Genomic DNA, 17,217 nt, shown 5'->3' on the forward strand with positions numbered 1-17,217 from the left:
TCGGACTTTTACCCTAAAACACCAATTGCACCTTGGCAGCCTGGCGTTTATCGCCGGCAAACGTCAGCGCCTGCGCCAACTGCCCGCTGGCGAATTCCGCCGACAGCAACGGCAGCGGATCGATCACGCCGTCGGCCAGCCAGGCCACCGCCAACGCGAACTCCGCCACGAAGCGGAACGATCCAAGCAGATTCAGTTCTTTGGCAATCAACAACATCAGCGGAAAATCGGGGAAGCTGCCGCCCATGCCCACCTGCACCACAGTGCCTTTGGCGCGGGTGATCTCCAGACAGCGCTGCAGCGACTGCGGGTGCCCCGCCACTTCGAAGGCGACGTCAAAATACCCCTTGTCCTGCAGATAACCGCTAAAATCGTCGTCCGCGGCATGCAGGCACCGATCGGCCCCCATTTGCCTCGCGATCGCCAGGCAGCGCGGACTGAGATCGGCGCAGACAATCTCGGCGGCGCCCAGCGCTTTCAGCGCCGCCACCAGCAGGCAGCCGATCGGGCCAACGCCGGACACGAAAATCTTTTTCCCCGTCACATCGCCGGGCTGCTTCGCCGCGTGGACAGCCACCGCCAGCGGTTCGGCGAACACCATTACCCTGTCGTCGCGATCGGCGGCGTAAGGAATGCACTGCGCGCTATCCACCACTTTGTATTGGGTAAAAGCGCCGTCGACGTGCGGAAAATACATCGCGCTGCCGAAAAAGCGCATCTCGACGCATTGATTGCTTTGCTGCGCCAGACAGTATTTGCACTGCCCGCAGGGTTTGCTGGGATTGAGCGCTACCTTCTGCCCGACCGGCAGCTGCGGCGAATCGCTGGCGACCACCTCACCGATCACCTCATGGCCCAGCACCATCGGCTGACGCACCTGAAAATTGCCGACCTTGCCTTCCTGGAAGTAATGCAGATCCGAGCCGCAGATGCCGCCGCGGCTGATTTTTACCAGCGTTCCCTGCCCCCGATAATCCACTTCTTGCGCGATCACCGCCACGTCTCGCTTGCCATTGACCACGCAGGACTGGGTTTGAATTTTCATCTCCAGACTCCACGAAAAAAGATTACACCGCCGCAGACATACCGCCATCGACAAACAGCAACTGCCCGTTGACGAAGGCGGAGGCGTCGGCGGCCAGGAACACCGCCGCGCCGATCAACTCCTGAGGATCTCCCCAGCGCGCGGCAGGCGTGCGTTGGGTCAGCCAGGCGGTGAAGGCCGGATCGTCGGCCAACGCCTGCGTCATCTCGGTTTTGAAGTAGCCGGGGGCGATGCCGTTGACCTGAATGTTGTAGCGCGCCAGCTCCACGCACATGCCGCGCGTCAGCATTTTCACCGCGCCCTTGGACGCCGCATAAGGGGTGATGGTGTCCCGCCCCAGCTCACTTTGCATCGAACCGATATTGATTATCTTGCCGCGCCGGCGCGGTACCATATAACGCGCTACGGTCTGCGACACAATGAAGACCGCCTTCTGGTTGACGGCGATGATGTCGTCCCAATCTTGCTCCGGAAATTCGGTAAACGGGTGGCGGCGCTGGATACCGGCGTTGTTGATCAAGACGTCTATCGCGCCGATGTCCGCTTCGATACGGTCGATGGCGGCATGCACCGCCTGGGAGTCGGTGACGTCGAACGCCGCCGCATCGGCGCGCAGCCCCTCTTCACGCAGGCGATCGGCGGCGTGCCGGGCATGTTCTTCGGTGGTGGCATTGATCAGAATATGCGCGCCTTGCTGTGCCAGGCCGCGCGCCAGCAGAAAACCAATGCCGCGCGAGGCACCAGTGATTAAGACGGTTTTGTTATCCAGAGAAAACAGGTTGTGCATGGTGATTCCCGGCCTTCAGGCCTCCAATCGGACAGACCTCTATCTCAGCCGATTGTTACCGGTAAAAACGTGATGGGAATCACTGAAAATAATGTTACGAAACCCTGTTACTTTTAACGTGATCTCACGCAATCCCTACAGGAAGAGTCAATACCTATCCCTTTTAAAATAGACAATTTTCAACAGCGTTACCGTCCTGGTTATCAGGAGATACTGCCGCACAGCGGCGCGGCAGCAACTCACTCGGCGGCACCGTTTGAGCCGGCATTCGGGTCCATCGGCGGCGTAGCGCGGGCTTTATCGCTGCGTGCCGCCCACCACAGACCGCTGTTTTTCATCGCATAGCCGAACAACAGGCCCACCAGCAGGGAAAGCGTCACCAGCGGCCAATCGCCGCCGCCGGCGAAGGTCGCACAGGCGCCGATAAAGGTGCCGGGTACGAATCCCAGCCACTGCTGTTTAGCCTGAATGCACATCAGGAACGCCACGATGCCGGTCAGCAGATACCCCAGCAGATTCCACTGCGGCGCCAGTTCGCTGCCGTGGATGATCGCCATTGCCCAGAAGACGCCGCTGCAGCAGGTCAACGCGCCGATCAACAGCCCTTTCAGTCCGCCCTGCGGGCAGGCGAAATACGCCGTGCAGCCGAGAAAGCCGGCCCAACCGATCAGGCCCAAACTGACGGCAACCCATCCCCAAACGCCGGACAGGATCCCGGTGGTGACGGCAATGGCGAAAAGAACGTTCATAAAGTGACCTACAGCAAAAAGAAAGCGCGCAGTTTACCCGAAAACAGGCCAATTTATGCTATTAAAATCACACTATAAATGTAATTAAAGAATCATTAATTATAAAAAATAGATATTCATCACAAAGTAATTAGCGAGGGAACCCCACCCGGGACGTCTTCCATGCCAACAACAGGCACACCACGGTGCTGCCCAGGAACAGCAAATGGGTTGCCTGATTCAGATCGACGCGATCGACCACCACGCCCAGCAAGATCGGCACCCAGTTGGCGATATAAGCGATAACGTAAAACAGCGAAAGCAAACGCGCATGGCTGGTCGGCGGCGAAATCAGGTTCACCAGGGTCGCGCTGCCGACGAAAATGGCGCCATAAGCATAGCCGGCCACCACCAGCCCCACCGCCGCCAGCCCAAGAGAATGCCACTGGATCGCCATGGTGAACACCACTGCCGCCAGCACCTGCGCCAGGCAACCGAACAACAGCGAATGACGGGCGTTAACGCGGCGGCTCAGGATCTGGCTGATACCGGCGATCAGCAGATACACCGCAATCGCATAGCCAAAGACGCCACGAGCGTGCAGGCCTAACAGCGTTTCCGCCACGCCGGGGCCGATTGCCAAAATACTGGCGGCCAGCGCCCAACAGATAAATAAAGCCCCTGCACACACAAAGAATTTACCGCCGGTGGCGCGCAAGCCATCGAGCAGCGAGCTGTTTTCTGTCTCGGCCGACGTAACATGGCTCGGCGCCGTAACCACGCCACGCGGCCACGAGAACATCACGCCCAACGCAGCCACGGCGGCCATGACCATGATGAAAACAAATGGCAGCGTCGTGGGATGGAAACCGGTCTGCAAGGCGATGCCGCTGAAGATCGGGCCCAGCGCCAATCCGGTGGTGAATGACAGCGTCGCGATCAACGCCGCATTTTTGCCGCCGTCGCGCGGCCCAAACCGCACCAACGCGATGTTCGCCGCGCCGGTTAGCGCCCCGGTGCCCACCCCGGCCAACAGCCGCGCCATCAGCATCATGGCAAAGGTATCAGCCTGCGCGAACAGCAGGGCGCCGCTCAACACCACCAGCAATGCCGGCACGATCATGCTGCGTAAATCCTTTACTTTGCCGGCCAGATTGCCGACGCCGAACAAAGAGATCAGCACGCCGGCGGCATAGGCGCCGTAGATGACGGTCAGACTGACCGAGCTTAGCGTAAGCTGCTGCTGATACAGCGGATAAAGCGGCGTCGGCGCGCTGCTGTTCAGCAATGCCGACATCAAAGCCAGCGCCAGGAACAATAAAATTGTCCTGCCCGACGCCTGAGCATTTTGCGGAGCCGCAATCTGGCTGGCGGTATTTTCTGACATGTTTCAACTCCCAAAGTCGGCAGACGGCGGCCTGCCGTCGACATTTTCCTCACCCGGCCTGCCGGGAACGGCGCTTATCATAGCGTTCCGGCGACGGGCGAAGTATCGTCAAGAATGAATCACCCTGATGCATTCTTGCATCACCGGAGAAATAACCGCCGATGTGCAGCCCGCTAACCGTCTTTCTCTCCCCCCGGGCAGAACAACGCTTTATGATAGAAACCGTTATTGTTCGCCTGGCTCGGCCTGTGCCCCACGGCGCCGACAAATCTGCAGAGAGGAAATGGCATGATGAATTGGGACGACGCGCGCTTCTTTTTGGCCGTCGCACGCTGTGGCACGCTACGCAAAGCCGCCAACCAGCTGCATGTCGATCAGGCGACCGTCGGTCGACGGCTCTCCGCTTTCGAAGACGCTCTCGGTTCCAAGCTGTTTATCCGCACGCCGAAATCCTTCGCCCTCAGCCCGTTGGGGGAAGAAATGCTGGCGGACGTGATGAAGATGGAGAATGCGGTGCAGGCGATCAACCGCAAAGCCGCCAGCGGCGATGACAGCCTGCACGGCCACGTGAGCATCGCCACCACCGATACCCTGGCCGAAGCCTTCGTGATACCCGCGCTGCAAGATCTGCGGGAACGCTATCCGGCCATCACCGTCACGCTGTTGACGGCACTGAACATCGCCGATATCTCTTATCACGGCGCGGATCTGGCGATCCGCGGTGCACGCCCCGATGACGATGAACTGATCATCAAGCGGCTGGCCACCATCGAGATGGGCCTGTACGCCAGCCCGCACTATCTGGCTCGGCGAGGTATGCCGGTCAAAGGCGAGCAGCTGCGCGGTCACGATCTGCTGATGTTCCCGCGCGAGCTGGTGCCGCGCCACTGGAACAATTTCTGCGGCGAAGCCCTGCACGAGCCCAACGTCGTGCTGCAATGCAATTCACAGCTGCTGCTGCGCTCCGCCACTCGCAGCGGGCTAGGCATCGGCCTGCTCTCCGCGTTTCTGGCGGATAAAGACCCGGAGCTGGTCCGCCTGTTGCCAGAGAATAAAGACTGGGTGGATATCTGGCTGGTGCTGCATCCCGATTTGCAGCGTGCCGCCCGCGTGCGCGCGGTGGTGCAGGCGCTGGAAACGTCGTTTAGCGCCCATTACGGCTAAGTGCCGTTTCTCCATAAAAAAAGGCCGCCGAAGCGACCTTTTTACCGTCTGAAGCGTTATCAGAACGTCGGCTGCGCCATCTGCACCAGCGAAATCAGCGGCTGAGGATAAACCCCCAACAGCAGCACCAGCGCGGCTGAGATCAGCACCACGACGCCACCGGCGGTCAACGCCCAGTTGTTCGGGGTGTCGCGCTGCAGCGATTCCGGCGCGCTGAGGAACAGGCTGACGGTCACGCGCAGGTAGTAGTACAGGCCAATGGCGCTGCCTACCACGACTGCGCCGGTCAGCCACCACAGGTGTGCGCTGACGCCCATCGCGATCACGAAGAACTTACCGATAAAGCCCAGCGTCATCGGGATACCGGCCAGCGACAGCATCATCACCGTCATTACCGCGGACAAGATTGGCTTATGCCAGAACAGACCACGGTAAGAGAACAGCGAATCCGCATCCGGGCCGCGGTACGGGCTGGACATCAGGCTGACCACGCCGAAGGCGCCCAGGCTGCTGAACAGGTAACCGGCCAGGTAAACGCCGGCGGTTTCCAGCGACAGCTGATGGGTTTGCACCGCAATCAGCGCCACCAGCAGGTAGCCCAGGTGAGCGATCGACGAGTAGCCCAGCAGACGCTTGATGTTGGTCTGGCTGATGGCCATCAGGTTACCGAACAAGATAGAGCAGAACGCGATGATCGACAGCACCAGACGCAGCGCTTCGTTGTCGGCGGCCGGGGCATACAGGAACAGACGCATCACGACCGCGAAGATCGCAATCTTGCTGGCGGTTGCCAGGAAGGTCGAGACCGGCGCAGGCGCGCCCTGATACACGTCCGGCGTCCACAGTTGGAACGGCACCAGCGACAGCTTGAAGCCCAGACCGACGATCATCATGCCCATACCGGCCAGGATCAGCGGCTGGTGCATCATGTTTTCCTGCAGGCTCTTGCCGAGGCCGGCCAGCGACAGATCGCCGGATTCAGCGTACAGCAGCGCCATGCCGAACAGCAGGAACGACGACGCGGCGGCGGACAGCAGCATGTACTTGATGGCAGCTTCCAGCGGGCGCTTCTGACGATAGGCATAACCCACCAGGCCGAACAGCGGCAGCGAGATCAGCTCGATACCGATGAACAGCGAAGCCAGATGGTTGGCGCTCGCCAGCAGGATGCCGCCCATGGCGGCGATCAGCACCAGCAAGTAGAACTCTTCGCGGTTATCCGGATAGCCGACCAGCCACGGATAGGCGAAGGTGCAGGTCGCCAGACTCGCCAGCAGCACCAGCCCGGTGTAGAACATCGAGTAGCCGTCAACCCGCAGCAGCGGGGTGACGTCCATTGGGCCTGCCTGGCCGACAAAGTACAGCGAAAGCAGCGCCAGGTTGAGACCGATCACGGTCAGGGTGGCGTTGATAAAGTGGTCGCGTCGCCACGCAATGCCTAGCATCACAACCACCACCGTCAATCCGACGATCAACAGCGGCAGCAGTGCGATCAGTTGTTGAGGAGTTATTGTCATGGCGAATTACGGCCTTGTTGTTGAAATTGCTGAAACTGACGAACCAAACCAGTGTTGCACGTTGCTCATCGCCGCGTTGGAAGTATCCAGAATCGGCTGCGGGTAAACCCCCAGCAGAACCAGCAACACCACCAGCAGCAGAATGATGAACAGTTCGCGCGCGGTCATGCCCTGCAGCGGCTGGTCGGATTTAGGCGCACCGTAGTAAGCGCGCTGCATCATGATCAGCGAGTAAACCGAAGCGAACACCAGACCGAAGGTAGAGATCACGGTGATCACCGGCACCACCTGGTAGCTGCCGAACAGAATCATGAATTCACCGACGAAGTTACCGGTACCCGGCATCCCCAGCGTAGCCACGGCGAAGAACAGCGACAGCGCAGGGATGAATTTGATACGCCCCCACAGGCCGCCCATCTGACGCATGTCGCGGGTATGCAGACGCTCATACAGCTGGCCGCAGATAATAAACATACCGGCGGCGGACAGACCGTGCGCGATCATCTGGATCACGGCACCCTGGTAAGCCAGCTGGCTGCCGGTGTAGATGGCAATCAGCACGAAGCCCATGTGCGATACCGAGGTGTAGGCGATAAGACGCTTGATGTCAGTCTGCGCGAACGCCATCCAGGCGCCGTAGAAGATGCCGATCACGCCCAGCCACATGGCGATTGGCGCGAACTCGTGCGAAGCCTCAGGGAACAGCGGCAGGCTGAAACGCAGCAGGCCGTAGGCCGCGGTTTTCAGCAAGATGCCCGCCAGGTCGACGGAACCTGCGGTCGGTGCCTGGCTGTGCGCGTCCGGCAACCAGCCGTGCAGCGGCACCACCGGCATTTTCACCGCGAAGGCGATGAAGAAGCCCAGCATCAGCAGATATTGCACGTTGTGGGACATCGGCGTTTGCAGCAGGTCTTCGTAATCGAAGGTCCACACGCCGGTGGCGTTGTAATGCACGAACACCAGGCCCAGGATCGCAATCAGCATCACCAGACCGCTGGCCTGGGTGTAGATGAAGAACTTGGTCGCCGCGGTGATACGGGTTTTACCGTCCGACGCTTTGTGCCCCCACAGCGCGATCAGGAAGTACATCGGCACCAACATCATTTCCCAGAAGAAGAAGAACAGGAACATGTCGATGGCGAGGAACACACCGATAACGCCGCCCAGGATCCACAGCAGGTTGAGGTGGAAGAAGCCCTGATACTTCTGGATTTCACGCCAGGAACAGAGGATCGCCAGAACGCCCAGCAGACCGGTCAACACCACCATCAGCAGCGACAGACCGTCCAGCGCCAGGTGGATGGAGATGCCGAAGCGCGGGATCCACGGCAGCAGGAATTCGCTCTGCCACTGCGGAATGCCTTTCGGCGTGGTCAAGGTATAGCCGCCCTGCATCCACAACTGCAGAGAGAGCGCCAACGTCAGCCCCATTGCGATCAGCGCTATCCAGCGCGGCACCTTAGTACCGAAGCGCTCAAGCTGCCAGCACAGCAGACCGCCGATAAAGGGGATAAGAATTAGCCAAGGTAATAGCATGGCGTTTTGTGTCCCTTATACGAATAATTTCAAACTTTGTACGTAGCGCCTACCCGGCGCTACGCCCGAAAAATGCGTCTGTTTAAATTATTCAATTAAACCAAAATCAACAGAGCCAATACGACCACTGCACCCACACCCATAGACGCTATATACCAACGCACCTGACCGTTCTCGCTCACCGTCAGACCGCGGTTCCCCCAGCGGGAGAAGACGGCCGGCAGGTTCATCAGCGAGTTCAGCGGATCACGCTGCAGCAGCTTCGCAATGCCTAGATACGGCTTGACGAACACTTTGTCATACAGCCAGTCGAAGCCCCAGGCATGGAACCACCAGGTCGAGAAGAAACGACCCGGCGCGCTGTTGGCGATGCTGTTGACCAGGCTGCGTTTGCCCAGCCACAGCGCGGCCGCCAGCAGAATGCCGACGATAGCCACCACGCCAGAGGTGATTTCCAGCGTCAGCACGCTGCCGTGCGCCAGTTCGGTGGTATCCGGCAGCACGCCCTGCAACGGCGGCACGATCATCGCGCCGACGAAGGTAGACAGCACCAGCAGAACCAGCAGTGGCAGATGGTGAGTGATGCCTTTACCGGCATGCGCTTTGATTTTCTCTTCGCCATGGAACACGATGAAAATCATACGGAAGGTGTACAGCGAGGTCATGAACGCACCAACCAAGCCGGCAACCATCAGGTTGATGTGACCGTTGGCCATCGCGCCCGCCAGGATCTCGTCCTTACTGAAGAAGCCGGCCGTGACCAGCGGCAACGCAGACAGCGCCGCGCCGCCCACCAGGAAGCAGACGTACACCAGCGGGATGCTCTTGCGCAGGCCGCCCATCTTGAAGATGTTTTGCTCGTGGTGGCAAGCCAGGATCACCGAACCGGACGACAGGAACAGCAGCGCCTTGAAGAACGCGTGGGTCATCAGGTGGAAGATCGCCGCGTCCCATGCCTGCACGCCCAGCGCCAGGAACATGTAACCGATCTGGCTCATGGTGGAGTAAGCGAGCACGCGCTTGATGTCGGTCTGCACCAGCGCGGCGAAGCCGGCCAGCAGCAGAGTGACCGCACCGACGATGCCCACCAGGTGCAGCACTTCCGGCGCCATCAGGAACAGGCCGTGCGTACGGGCGATCAGATAGACGCCCGCGGTCACCATGGTCGCCGCGTGGATCAGTGCGGAAACCGGGGTTGGGCCCGCCATCGCGTCCGCCAACCAGGTTTGCAACGGCAGCTGCGCCGATTTACCGACCGCGCCGCCCAGCAGCATCAGGGTCGCCCAGGTGATGGCCGTGTCGCCCACCGCCAGTTTCTGCGGCGCCAGGATCATCAGCTCGCGGATGTTCAGCGTGCCCAGCTCGTTGTAGAGGATGAACAGCGCGAACGCCAGGAACACGTCGCCCACGCGGGTGACGATAAAGGCTTTCATCGCCGCCGCGCCGTTGGCCGGATCTTTATAGTAGAAACCGATCAACAGGTAGCTGCACAGGCCCACGCCTTCCCAACCCAGATACATCAGCAGCAGGTTGTCCGCCAGCACCAATACCACCATGCTGGCGATAAACAGGTTGGTGTAAGCGAAGAAGCGCGAATAGCCCTCTTCACCGCGCATGTACCAGGAAGCGAACATGTGGATGAAGAAGCCGACGCCGGTGACCACCGACAGCATGGTCAGCGACAGGCCGTCCAGCACCAGGGTCACGCCGATATTGAAGTTACCGACGGCCATCCAGGTCCACAGGCTTTGCTCGAACAACTGCACGCCGGCGGCTTTCTGGGCGAAGAAATCCATCGCCACATACACCGTGACCAGCGCAGCCAGGCCGATAGAACCCACGCCGACGGTGGCCGCCGTGTTTTCAGACCAACGACCGCGGGAAAATGCCAACAGCAGGAACCCGATCAGCGGTAGCAGAATTGTTAAATATAATAGGTTCATCCGCGCATCTCACTGACAGTATCAATATTCAGGGTATGACGACGACGGTAGAGCTGCAGCAGCAGCGCCAGACCGATACTGGCCTCGGCTGCCGCCAGGCTGATCGCCAGGATGTACATCACCTGTCCGTCCGCCTGGCCCCAGTAGCTTCCCGCCACGATAAACGCCAACGCCGCAGCGTTGATCATCACTTCCAGGCTGATCAGCATAAACAGCAGGTTGCGGCGCACCAGCAGCCCGGTCAGCCCGAGCACAAACAGGATAGCCGCCAGGATCAGGCCATGTTGAAGAGGGATCATGCTTGCTCCTCCGATTTTCTTCTCGCCATTTCGCCACTCGCCGGCGCGTTGCTCAGCACCTCGCCAGGCTTGTGCTCGCGGCCGATATGGAAGGCGACAACCAGACCCGCCAACAGCAGCATTGAAGCCAGCTCAACCGCCAGTACGTAAGGCCCGAACAGGCTGATACCCACCGCCTTCGCGTCGACCATCTCACCGCTGATACCCTGATCGGATACGCTGCGGATCGCGACGATCAATACCACCAACAGCGCCAGCGACAGCAGGCCAGGCCCGATCCACACCGTCGGCTTCATCCAGTCGCGCTCTTGCTGCTGCACGTTGCCGAGGTTCAGCATCATCACCACGAACACGAACAGCACCATGATGGCGCCCGCATAGACGATGATTTCCAACGCAGCGGCAAAGTAGGCGCCGAGAGAGAAGAAGACTGCCGAGATCGCCAGTAACGAGACGATCAGATACAGCAGCGCATGCACAGGGTTGGTATGGGTGATCACGCGAATCGTCGCGGCCACCGCAATCAAACCTGCCAGATAAAATGCAATTTCCATGCTTGCTGGCTCCTTAGGGCAACAGACCTTTGACGTCGATCGGTTTGGCTTCGTTTTCGGCTTCGCCTTTGGCTTTGCCGTCAATCGCCATACCGGCCATCCGGTAGAAGTTATATTCCGGATATTTACCCGGCCCCGAGATCAACAGATCTTCTTTTTCGTACACCAGATCCTGACGCTTGTACTCACCCAGTTCGAAATCCGGCGTCAGCTGGATAGCGGTAGTCGGGCAAGCCTCTTCACACAGGCCACAGAAAATGCAGCGCGAGAAGTTGATGCGGAAGAACTCCGGATACCAACGGCCGTCTTTCTGCTCCGCTTTTTGCAGCGAGATACAGCCGACCGGGCAGGCCACCGCACACAGGTTGCAGGCGACGCAGCGCTCTTCGCCGTCCGGATCGCGCGTCAGCACGATGCGGCCACGGTAGCGCGGCGGCAGGTAAACCGGTTCTTCCGGATACATCTGGGTTTCGCGCTTGGCGAAGGCATGCATGCCAATCATCCAAATGCTGCGCACCTGGGTGCCGAAACCAACCACTAACTCTTTCAATGTCATGGTTTATTCACCCCTTATTGAGCGTTGTACAAAATGACCGCGGCGGTTGCCAGCAGGTTCAGCAGCGTCAGCGGCAGGCACACTTTCCAGCCGAAGGACATCACCTGGTCATAACGCGGACGCGGCAGCGCGGCACGGATCAGGATGAACATCATCATGAAGAAGGCCGTTTTCAACGCGAACCAGATGAATGGCGGCAGGAACGGACCCTGCCAGCCGCCGAAGAACAACGTCACAATCAGGGCGGACACGGTGACGATACCGATGTATTCCCCCACGAAGAACAGACCGAACTTCATGCCGGAATATTCGATGTGGTAACCGTCGGCCAGTTCCTGCTCGGCTTCCGGCTGGTCAAACGGGTGACGGTGGCACACCGCCACGCCGGCGATCGCGAAGGTCACGAAGCCGAAGAACTGCGGAATGACGTTCCAGACGTGCGCCTGGGATTCAACGATGGCCTGCATGTTGAACGAATCCGCCTGCATCACCACGCCCATCAGCGACAGGCCGATGAACACTTCGTAGCTCAGGGTTTGCGCGGAGGCGCGCATCGCGCCCAACAGCGAGTATTTGTTGTTGCTCGACCATCCGGCGAACAGCACGGCGTACACTGCCAGGCCGGCCATCATAAGGAAGAACAGAATACCGATGTTGAGATCGGACACCGCCCAGGTCGGGCTGACCGGAACGATGGCAAATGCCAGCAACAGGGAAGTAAAGGCGATCATCGGCGCCAGGGTGAAGATCACCCGGTCGGAGAATCTCGGTACCCAGTCTTCCTTGAAGAACATTTTGATCATGTCGGCGACCAGCTGCAGCGAGCCGCCCCAGCCTACGCGGTTCGGTCCGTAGCGGTTCTGGAACAGGCCGAGCAGGCGGCGTTCGCCGAAGCTCATGAATGCCCCGCACGCCACGACCACCAACAGGATCACGACCGCTTTAAGAATGGCGATCAGAATGTCGATCACCTCAGGGGTAAACCAGCTCATCGTGCCGCCTCCCGCAGATTGTCTACCTTAGCACCCACCAAGATCGGCGGGATCCCTGGCAAGCCGAGCGGCAAACCAACCTGGCCCTGGGTCAGGGTTTCACTCAGACGCACCGGCAGACGCAGGGTCTGGCCCGCACAGCTGAACTCCACCAGGCTGCCCGCGTTGACGCCAAGCGTCGCCGCGTCGGCCGGGTTGACCATCACGTAAGCTTCCGGCATGCGCTGCTGGATCACGTGAGAGCGCTGCGACATTTCATCGCTGCCGAACAGGTGGTAGTACGGCGCGACACGCCAGCCGTCGACCGGGTTGAACGCGGCCGGCACGCGGTCGAAGTAACCGAGGCTGCCCTCCCCCGCTTCGATCAGGCGCACACCCGGATCGCCGTGGCGCAGTTTGCCGCCCACTTCGGCCTGGAACTTGTTCCATGCCTGCGGTGAGTTCCAGCCTGGCGCCCAAGCGAACGGGATCTGCTGACGATCGGCCAGCGGGCTGTTGTTCCCTTCCATCGAGAAGGCAAACATGGTGTCTTTATCCTGCGGCTGACGCGGCTCGTGCACGCTGATGTTGGCGCGCATGGCGGTACGGCCGCTGGAGCGGTGCGGCGAACGCGCCAGCTTCTGACCGCGGATGCGGAAAGTCGCGTCCGGCGCGGCGTCGACGATGCCCTGCAGCTGCGGCAACGCGGCAACGCAAGCGGCGATCACGTCATCGAGCTGGGTCCAGTCCACGTGGCGGCTGGTGTAGGTAGAGTGCAGCGAGTGCATCCAGCGCCAGCTTTCCAGCATCACGGTGAACTGATTCTTCTTGGCGTCGTCGTAGTAAGCCGGATCGTACACCTGGAAGAAGCGCTGCGCGCGGCCTTCCTGGTTGATCAGCGTACCGTCGCTCTCGGCGAAGCTGGCCGAGGAGAGGATCAGGTTGGCTTTGTCCATGATCGCGGTGCGCTGGTGGTCGGCGACGATCAGGTTGTTGACCTTGGCCAACGCTGCGTCCACCTGCGCCGCCGGCGCATGACGATAGAGATCGTTTTCCATCACGATGGCGGTGTCGGCTGCGCCGCTCGCCAGCTGTTCCAACGCCTGATCGAGCGAACCGCCGCCGATCATCGCCAGGCCCATGCTGTTGGCGGCCCCCGCCACAAAGGTGATGCCGACATCGGAACCGCGGCTCTTCAACGCTTTGGCGATGTTGGCCGCCGCTTCGATGATGGCTTCACTGCCGGCGTTGCTGCCGGTCACGATCAGCGGTTTGCGTGCGCCGGTCAGCGCCTGCACGATGATATCGACTTTCTTGTTCAAGCCGTCGGCCAGATCGTTCACCGCCGGCGCCGCGCTGTCCAGCGCGTGCGCGATGGCAAAGCCGAAGCGCGCCTGCTCATCTACCGGCGCGCGGTAGTTCCAGGCGGCGATGTCGTCCAGGCGGGTGTTATCGACGTTGGTGGTGAACAGCGGGTACTTGGCGTGTTGGCCGATGTTCTGCACCGCCGCGATCTGCCAGTCGGCCACGCGTTGCGCCGCCGCCATCGCGCGAGCTTTCCCCTTGACGGCCTGGCGCACGGACAGCGCGATACGCGCACCGGTTTGCGTCAGGTCTTCGCCCAGCACCAGCACTGCGTCGTAATCTTCGATCTCACGCAGCGCCGGCGTATGGACGCCGCCGTTTTTCAGCACGTTCAGCATCAGCGCCAGGCGTGATTGCTCTGCCTGAGCGATACCGGTGTAGTAGTTCTCGGCGCCGACCAGCTCGCGCAGTGCGAAGTTGCTTTCCAGGCTGGCGCGCGGGGAGCCGATGCCGATGGTTTTCTTCGCCTGACGCAGGATGTCCGCCGCGCCCTGCATCGCCTGCTCGGCGTTCAGGGTGATCCAGTCATCGCCGCGCAGCTGCTGCGGTTGACGCGGACGATCTTTCTGGTTGACGTAGCCGTAACCGAAACGACCGCGGTCGCACAGGAAGTAGTGGTTCACGCTGCCGTTGTAACGGTTTTCGATACGGCGCAGCTCGCCATAGCGTTCGCCCGGGCTGGTGTTACAGCCGATGCTGCACTGCTGGCAAATGCTCGGCGCGAACTGCATGTCCCATTTACGGTTGTAGCGTTCGGAGTGCGTTTTGTCGGTGAATACACCGGTCGGGCACACTTCCACCAGGTTGCCGGAGAACTCGCTTTCCAGCGTGCCGCTTTCCGGGCGACCGAAGTAGACGTTGTCGTGCGCGCCGTACACGCCAAAGTCGGTGCCGTCCGCATAGTCTTTGTAGTAACGCACGCAGCGGTAGCAGGCGATGCAGCGGTTCATCTCGTGCGAGATAAACGGCCCCAGCTCCTGGTTGTTGTGGGTACGCTTGGTGAAGCGATAGCGGCGGAAGCTGTGGCCGGTCATTACCGTCATATCCTGCAGGTGACAGTTACCGCCTTCTTCACAAACCGGGCAGTCGTGCGGGTGGTTGGTCATCAACCACTCGACCACGCTTTCACGGAACTGCTTCGCTTCGCCGTCATCGATGGAGATGAAGGTGCCATCGGATGCCGGGGTCATACAGGACATCACCAAACGGCCGCGCGTATCTTCCGCGTTTTGGTATTGCTTTACCGCACATTGGCGGCAAGCGCCGACGCTTCCCAGCGCCGGATGCCAGCAAAAGTAAGGAATATCAAGCCCGAGGGAAAGACAAGCCTGCAGCAGGTTGTCCGCTCCGTCTACCTCATACTCTTTGCCGTCTACATGAATCGTAGCCATAGTCAGCATGCTTCCAAGTGGCCTGCCTTGCGGCAGGCGTTAATCAAAAATTCTGGCCGTGTTCGGGCGAGTTCGGCTTACCAGCGCTGCTTCAGCAGATTGTTCGGCTGAATGCCGCCAATCGCATGGGCGTTGCCGAAGTGCTGCACGGCGATACCCGCCTCGAACTCTTCACGGAAATATTTAATCGCGCTTTGCAGTGGCTCTACGGCACCTGGCGCGTGGGCGCAGAAGGTTTTGCCTGGGCCGAGGGAACGGCACAGCTGTTCGAGGGTTTCGATATCCCCCGGCTGCCCTTCGCCGTTCTCCAACGCACGCAGGATCTTCACGCTCCACGGCAGGCCATCGCGGCAAGGCGTACACCAGCCGCAGGACTCGCGGGCGAAGAACTCTTCCAGGTTGCGCACCAGCGGCACCATGCCGATCTCGTGGTCAACCGCCATCGCCAACGCGGTGCCGAGACGGCTGCCGGCTTTGCCGATCGCGCCATATTCCATCGGCAGATCGAGGTGATCGGCGGTCAGGAAGTCGGTGCCCGCGCCGCCCGGCTGCCAGGCTTTGAAACGCAGACCGTCGCGCATGCCGCCGGCGTAGTCTTCCAGGATTTCGCGCGCGGTGGTGCCGAACGGCAGTTCCCAGACGCCCGGATTTTTCACCCGGCCGGAGAAGCCCATCAGCTTGGTGCCTTTGTCTTCACTGCCGGAGATGCCGGTGTACCACTCCACGCCGTTCGCCAAAATGGCCGGCACGTTGCACAGCGTTTCGACGTTGTTGACGCAGGTCGGCTTGCCCCAGACGCCGGCGCTGGCCGGGAATGGCGGCTTGGAGCGCGGGTTGGCGCGGCGGCCTTCCAGCGAGTTGATCAGCGCGGTTTCTTCGCCGCAGATGTAACGGCCGGCGCCGGTGTGCACGATCAGCTCGAAATCAAATCCGGTGCCGAGAATGTTCTTGCCCAGATAGCCGGCGTCGGTGGCTTCCGCGATGGCGCGACGCAGGTGCGCCGCCGCTTCGATGTACTCGCCGCGCAGGAAGATGTACCCGCGGTAGGCTTTCAGCGCGAACGCGGAGATCAGCATGCCTTCCACCAGCAGGTGCGGCAGCTGCTCCATCAGCAGGCGGTCTTTGTAAGTGCCCGGCTCCATCTCATCGGCGTTACACAGCAGGTAACGGATGTTCATGGATTCGTCCTTCGGCATCAGGCTCCACTTCAAACCGGTGGAGAAGCCCGCGCCGCCGCGGCCCTTCAGCCCGGAATCTTTCACCAGGCTGACGATCTCGTCCGGGGCCAGGCCTTTGAGGGCCTTTTCTGCGCCGGCATAGCCGTTTTTGCTGCGGTATTCGTCCAGCCACAGCGGCTGCTTGTCATCGCGCAGACGCCAGGTCAGCGGATGCGTTTCGGGAGTGCGTACAATGTGCTTGGTCATTGATACTGCTCCAGTAGCGTCTCGATATCTTCAGGCTTCAACTGACTGTGAGTGTCCTCATCAATCATCATGGTCGGCCCTTTATCGCAGTTGCCCAGACAGCAGGTCGGCAGCAGCGTGAAGCGGCCATCAAAAGTGGTTTGACCCGGCTTGATGTTCAGCTTCTTCTCGATAGCGGCCTGAATGCCCTGGTAACCGGTGATGTGACAAACAACGCTGTCACAATAACGGATCACGTGACGTCCTACTGGCTGACGGAAAATCTGGCTGTAGAACGTGGCCACGCCTTCTACGTCGCTGGCGGGGATGCCCAGCACTTCCGCGATGGCGTAAATCGCACCGTCCGGAACCCAGCCGCGCTGCTTCTGCACAATTTTCAGTGCTTCGATGGAAGCGGCGCGCGGATCCTCGTAATGGTGCTTTTCGTGCTCGATCGCATCACGTTCTTCCGCGCTCAGTACAAATGCATCAACGCCGCTCTGAGGAGCGGCTGCATTGATGGGCTCGAGCGCATCGTTGACTGCGTGATTGTCTTTTTGATCATGCATAG

15 protein-coding genes are annotated in these 17,217 nt (G+C 60.3%); 1 reads left to right on the top strand and 14 read right to left on the bottom strand.

Features of this window, described 5'->3' with window-relative positions; translation table 11 throughout:
* Nucleotides 1-13: 13 nt before the first annotated feature.
* From idnD to QMZ29_RS18885, 4 genes are all read right to left on the bottom strand, one after another.
* Nucleotides 14-1,045: an L-idonate 5-dehydrogenase gene (gene idnD / locus QMZ29_RS18870; RefSeq protein ID WP_197835116.1), complete on the bottom strand. Its 1,032-nt coding sequence runs from the start codon at nucleotides 1,043-1,045 to the stop codon at nucleotides 14-16.
* A gap of 22 nt (nucleotides 1,046-1,067) precedes the next feature.
* Complete coding sequence (gene idnO, locus QMZ29_RS18875; RefSeq protein WP_025303655.1) at nucleotides 1,068-1,832, bottom strand: gluconate 5-dehydrogenase; 765 nt, start codon at nucleotides 1,830-1,832, stop codon at nucleotides 1,068-1,070.
* Between the two features lie 239 nt (nucleotides 1,833-2,071).
* Complete coding sequence (locus QMZ29_RS18880; RefSeq protein WP_025303656.1) at nucleotides 2,072-2,581, bottom strand: DUF1097 domain-containing protein; 510 nt, start codon at nucleotides 2,579-2,581, stop codon at nucleotides 2,072-2,074.
* Nucleotides 2,582-2,711: 130 nt separating this feature from the next.
* The gene (locus tag QMZ29_RS18885) at nucleotides 2,712-3,947 is read right to left on the bottom strand and encodes an MFS transporter (protein ID WP_089181149.1); all 1,236 of its coding nucleotides are present in this window, start codon (nucleotides 3,945-3,947) and stop codon (nucleotides 2,712-2,714) included.
* Between the two features lie 288 nt (nucleotides 3,948-4,235).
* On the opposite strand from QMZ29_RS18885, the gene QMZ29_RS18890 reads away from it, so the two are divergent.
* Nucleotides 4,236-5,111 (top strand): LysR family transcriptional regulator, encoded by an 876-nt coding sequence (locus tag QMZ29_RS18890; protein WP_025303658.1) that lies wholly within the window; start codon nucleotides 4,236-4,238, stop codon nucleotides 5,109-5,111.
* A gap of 59 nt (nucleotides 5,112-5,170) precedes the next feature.
* On the opposite strand, the gene nuoN is transcribed toward QMZ29_RS18890, so the two are convergent.
* The 10 genes from nuoN to nuoE form a co-directional block, all read right to left on the bottom strand.
* Nucleotides 5,171-6,628: an NADH-quinone oxidoreductase subunit NuoN gene (nuoN, locus tag QMZ29_RS18895; RefSeq protein WP_025303659.1), complete on the bottom strand. Its 1,458-nt coding sequence runs from the start codon at nucleotides 6,626-6,628 to the stop codon at nucleotides 5,171-5,173.
* 6 nt (nucleotides 6,629-6,634) lie between these two features.
* Nucleotides 6,635-8,164, bottom strand: a complete 1,530-nt coding sequence (gene nuoM / locus QMZ29_RS18900; RefSeq protein WP_025303660.1) for an NADH-quinone oxidoreductase subunit M — start codon at nucleotides 8,162-8,164, stop codon at nucleotides 6,635-6,637.
* Between the two features lie 95 nt (nucleotides 8,165-8,259).
* Nucleotides 8,260-10,107 carry an NADH-quinone oxidoreductase subunit L gene (nuoL, locus tag QMZ29_RS18905; protein ID WP_019453716.1) on the bottom strand — a complete coding sequence of 616 codons (1,848 nt, stop codon included), beginning with the start codon at nucleotides 10,105-10,107 and terminating at the stop codon, nucleotides 8,260-8,262.
* Nucleotides 10,104-10,406 carry an NADH-quinone oxidoreductase subunit NuoK gene (nuoK, locus tag QMZ29_RS18910; RefSeq protein ID WP_004936014.1) on the bottom strand — a complete coding sequence of 101 codons (303 nt, stop codon included), beginning with the start codon at nucleotides 10,404-10,406 and terminating at the stop codon, nucleotides 10,104-10,106. The genes nuoL and nuoK overlap by 4 nt, the downstream gene beginning before the upstream one ends.
* Nucleotides 10,403-10,960, bottom strand: a complete 558-nt coding sequence (gene nuoJ, locus QMZ29_RS18915; RefSeq protein ID WP_019453717.1) for an NADH-quinone oxidoreductase subunit J — start codon at nucleotides 10,958-10,960, stop codon at nucleotides 10,403-10,405. The genes nuoK and nuoJ overlap by 4 nt, the downstream gene beginning before the upstream one ends.
* A gap of 13 nt (nucleotides 10,961-10,973) precedes the next feature.
* The gene (gene nuoI, locus QMZ29_RS18920; protein ID WP_025160170.1) at nucleotides 10,974-11,516 is read right to left on the bottom strand and encodes an NADH-quinone oxidoreductase subunit NuoI; all 543 of its coding nucleotides are present in this window, start codon (nucleotides 11,514-11,516) and stop codon (nucleotides 10,974-10,976) included.
* Nucleotides 11,517-11,530: 14 nt separating this feature from the next.
* On the bottom strand, nucleotides 11,531-12,508 hold the full coding sequence (gene nuoH / locus QMZ29_RS18925) for an NADH-quinone oxidoreductase subunit NuoH (protein ID WP_004936022.1): 978 nt from the start codon (nucleotides 12,506-12,508) through the stop codon (nucleotides 11,531-11,533).
* Nucleotides 12,505-15,243: an NADH-quinone oxidoreductase subunit NuoG gene (nuoG, locus tag QMZ29_RS18930; RefSeq protein WP_261426191.1), complete on the bottom strand. Its 2,739-nt coding sequence runs from the start codon at nucleotides 15,241-15,243 to the stop codon at nucleotides 12,505-12,507. The genes nuoH and nuoG overlap by 4 nt, the downstream gene beginning before the upstream one ends.
* Before the next feature lie 77 nt (nucleotides 15,244-15,320).
* On the bottom strand, nucleotides 15,321-16,667 hold the full coding sequence (gene nuoF / locus QMZ29_RS18935; protein ID WP_261126413.1) for an NADH-quinone oxidoreductase subunit NuoF: 1,347 nt from the start codon (nucleotides 16,665-16,667) through the stop codon (nucleotides 15,321-15,323).
* The gene (gene nuoE / locus QMZ29_RS18940; protein WP_004936034.1) at nucleotides 16,664-17,215 is read right to left on the bottom strand and encodes an NADH-quinone oxidoreductase subunit NuoE; all 552 of its coding nucleotides are present in this window, start codon (nucleotides 17,213-17,215) and stop codon (nucleotides 16,664-16,666) included. The genes nuoF and nuoE overlap by 4 nt, the downstream gene beginning before the upstream one ends.
* Nucleotides 17,216-17,217 lie beyond the last annotated feature (2 nt).

It is taken from the genome of Serratia sp. PF-27 (assembly GCF_030053255.1).
Taxonomy (GTDB): domain Bacteria; phylum Pseudomonadota; class Gammaproteobacteria; order Enterobacterales; family Enterobacteriaceae; genus Serratia; species Serratia bockelmannii.

Bases quoted from the DNA above. Each gene is read 5' to 3' on its own strand.
- idnD (WP_197835116.1), bottom strand. From the start codon at position 1,045: ATGAAAATTCAAACCCAGTCCTGCGTGGTCAATGGCAAGCGAGACGTG.
- idnO (WP_025303655.1), bottom strand. From the start codon at position 1,832: ATGCACAACCTGTTTTCTCTGGATAACAAAACCGTCTTAATCACTGGT.
- QMZ29_RS18880 (WP_025303656.1), bottom strand. From the start codon at position 2,581: ATGAACGTTCTTTTCGCCATTGCCGTCACCACCGGGATCCTGTCCGGC.
- QMZ29_RS18885 (WP_089181149.1), bottom strand. From the start codon at position 3,947: ATGTCAGAAAATACCGCCAGCCAGATTGCGGCTCCGCAAAATGCTCAG.
- QMZ29_RS18890 (WP_025303658.1), top strand. From the start codon at position 4,236: ATGATGAATTGGGACGACGCGCGCTTCTTTTTGGCCGTCGCACGCTGT.
- nuoN (WP_025303659.1), bottom strand. From the start codon at position 6,628: ATGACAATAACTCCTCAACAACTGATCGCACTGCTGCCGCTGTTGATC.
- nuoM (WP_025303660.1), bottom strand. From the start codon at position 8,164: ATGCTATTACCTTGGCTAATTCTTATCCCCTTTATCGGCGGTCTGCTG.
- nuoL (WP_019453716.1), bottom strand. From the start codon at position 10,107: ATGAACCTATTATATTTAACAATTCTGCTACCGCTGATCGGGTTCCTG.
- nuoK (WP_004936014.1), bottom strand. From the start codon at position 10,406: ATGATCCCTCTTCAACATGGCCTGATCCTGGCGGCTATCCTGTTTGTG.
- nuoJ (WP_019453717.1), bottom strand. From the start codon at position 10,960: ATGGAAATTGCATTTTATCTGGCAGGTTTGATTGCGGTGGCCGCGACG.
- nuoI (WP_025160170.1), bottom strand. From the start codon at position 11,516: ATGACATTGAAAGAGTTAGTGGTTGGTTTCGGCACCCAGGTGCGCAGC.
- nuoH (WP_004936022.1), bottom strand. From the start codon at position 12,508: ATGAGCTGGTTTACCCCTGAGGTGATCGACATTCTGATCGCCATTCTT.
- nuoG (WP_261426191.1), bottom strand. From the start codon at position 15,243: ATGGCTACGATTCATGTAGACGGCAAAGAGTATGAGGTAGACGGAGCG.
- nuoF (WP_261126413.1), bottom strand. From the start codon at position 16,667: ATGACCAAGCACATTGTACGCACTCCCGAAACGCATCCGCTGACCTGG.
- nuoE (WP_004936034.1), bottom strand. From the start codon at position 17,215: ATGCATGATCAAAAAGACAATCACGCAGTCAACGATGCGCTCGAGCCC.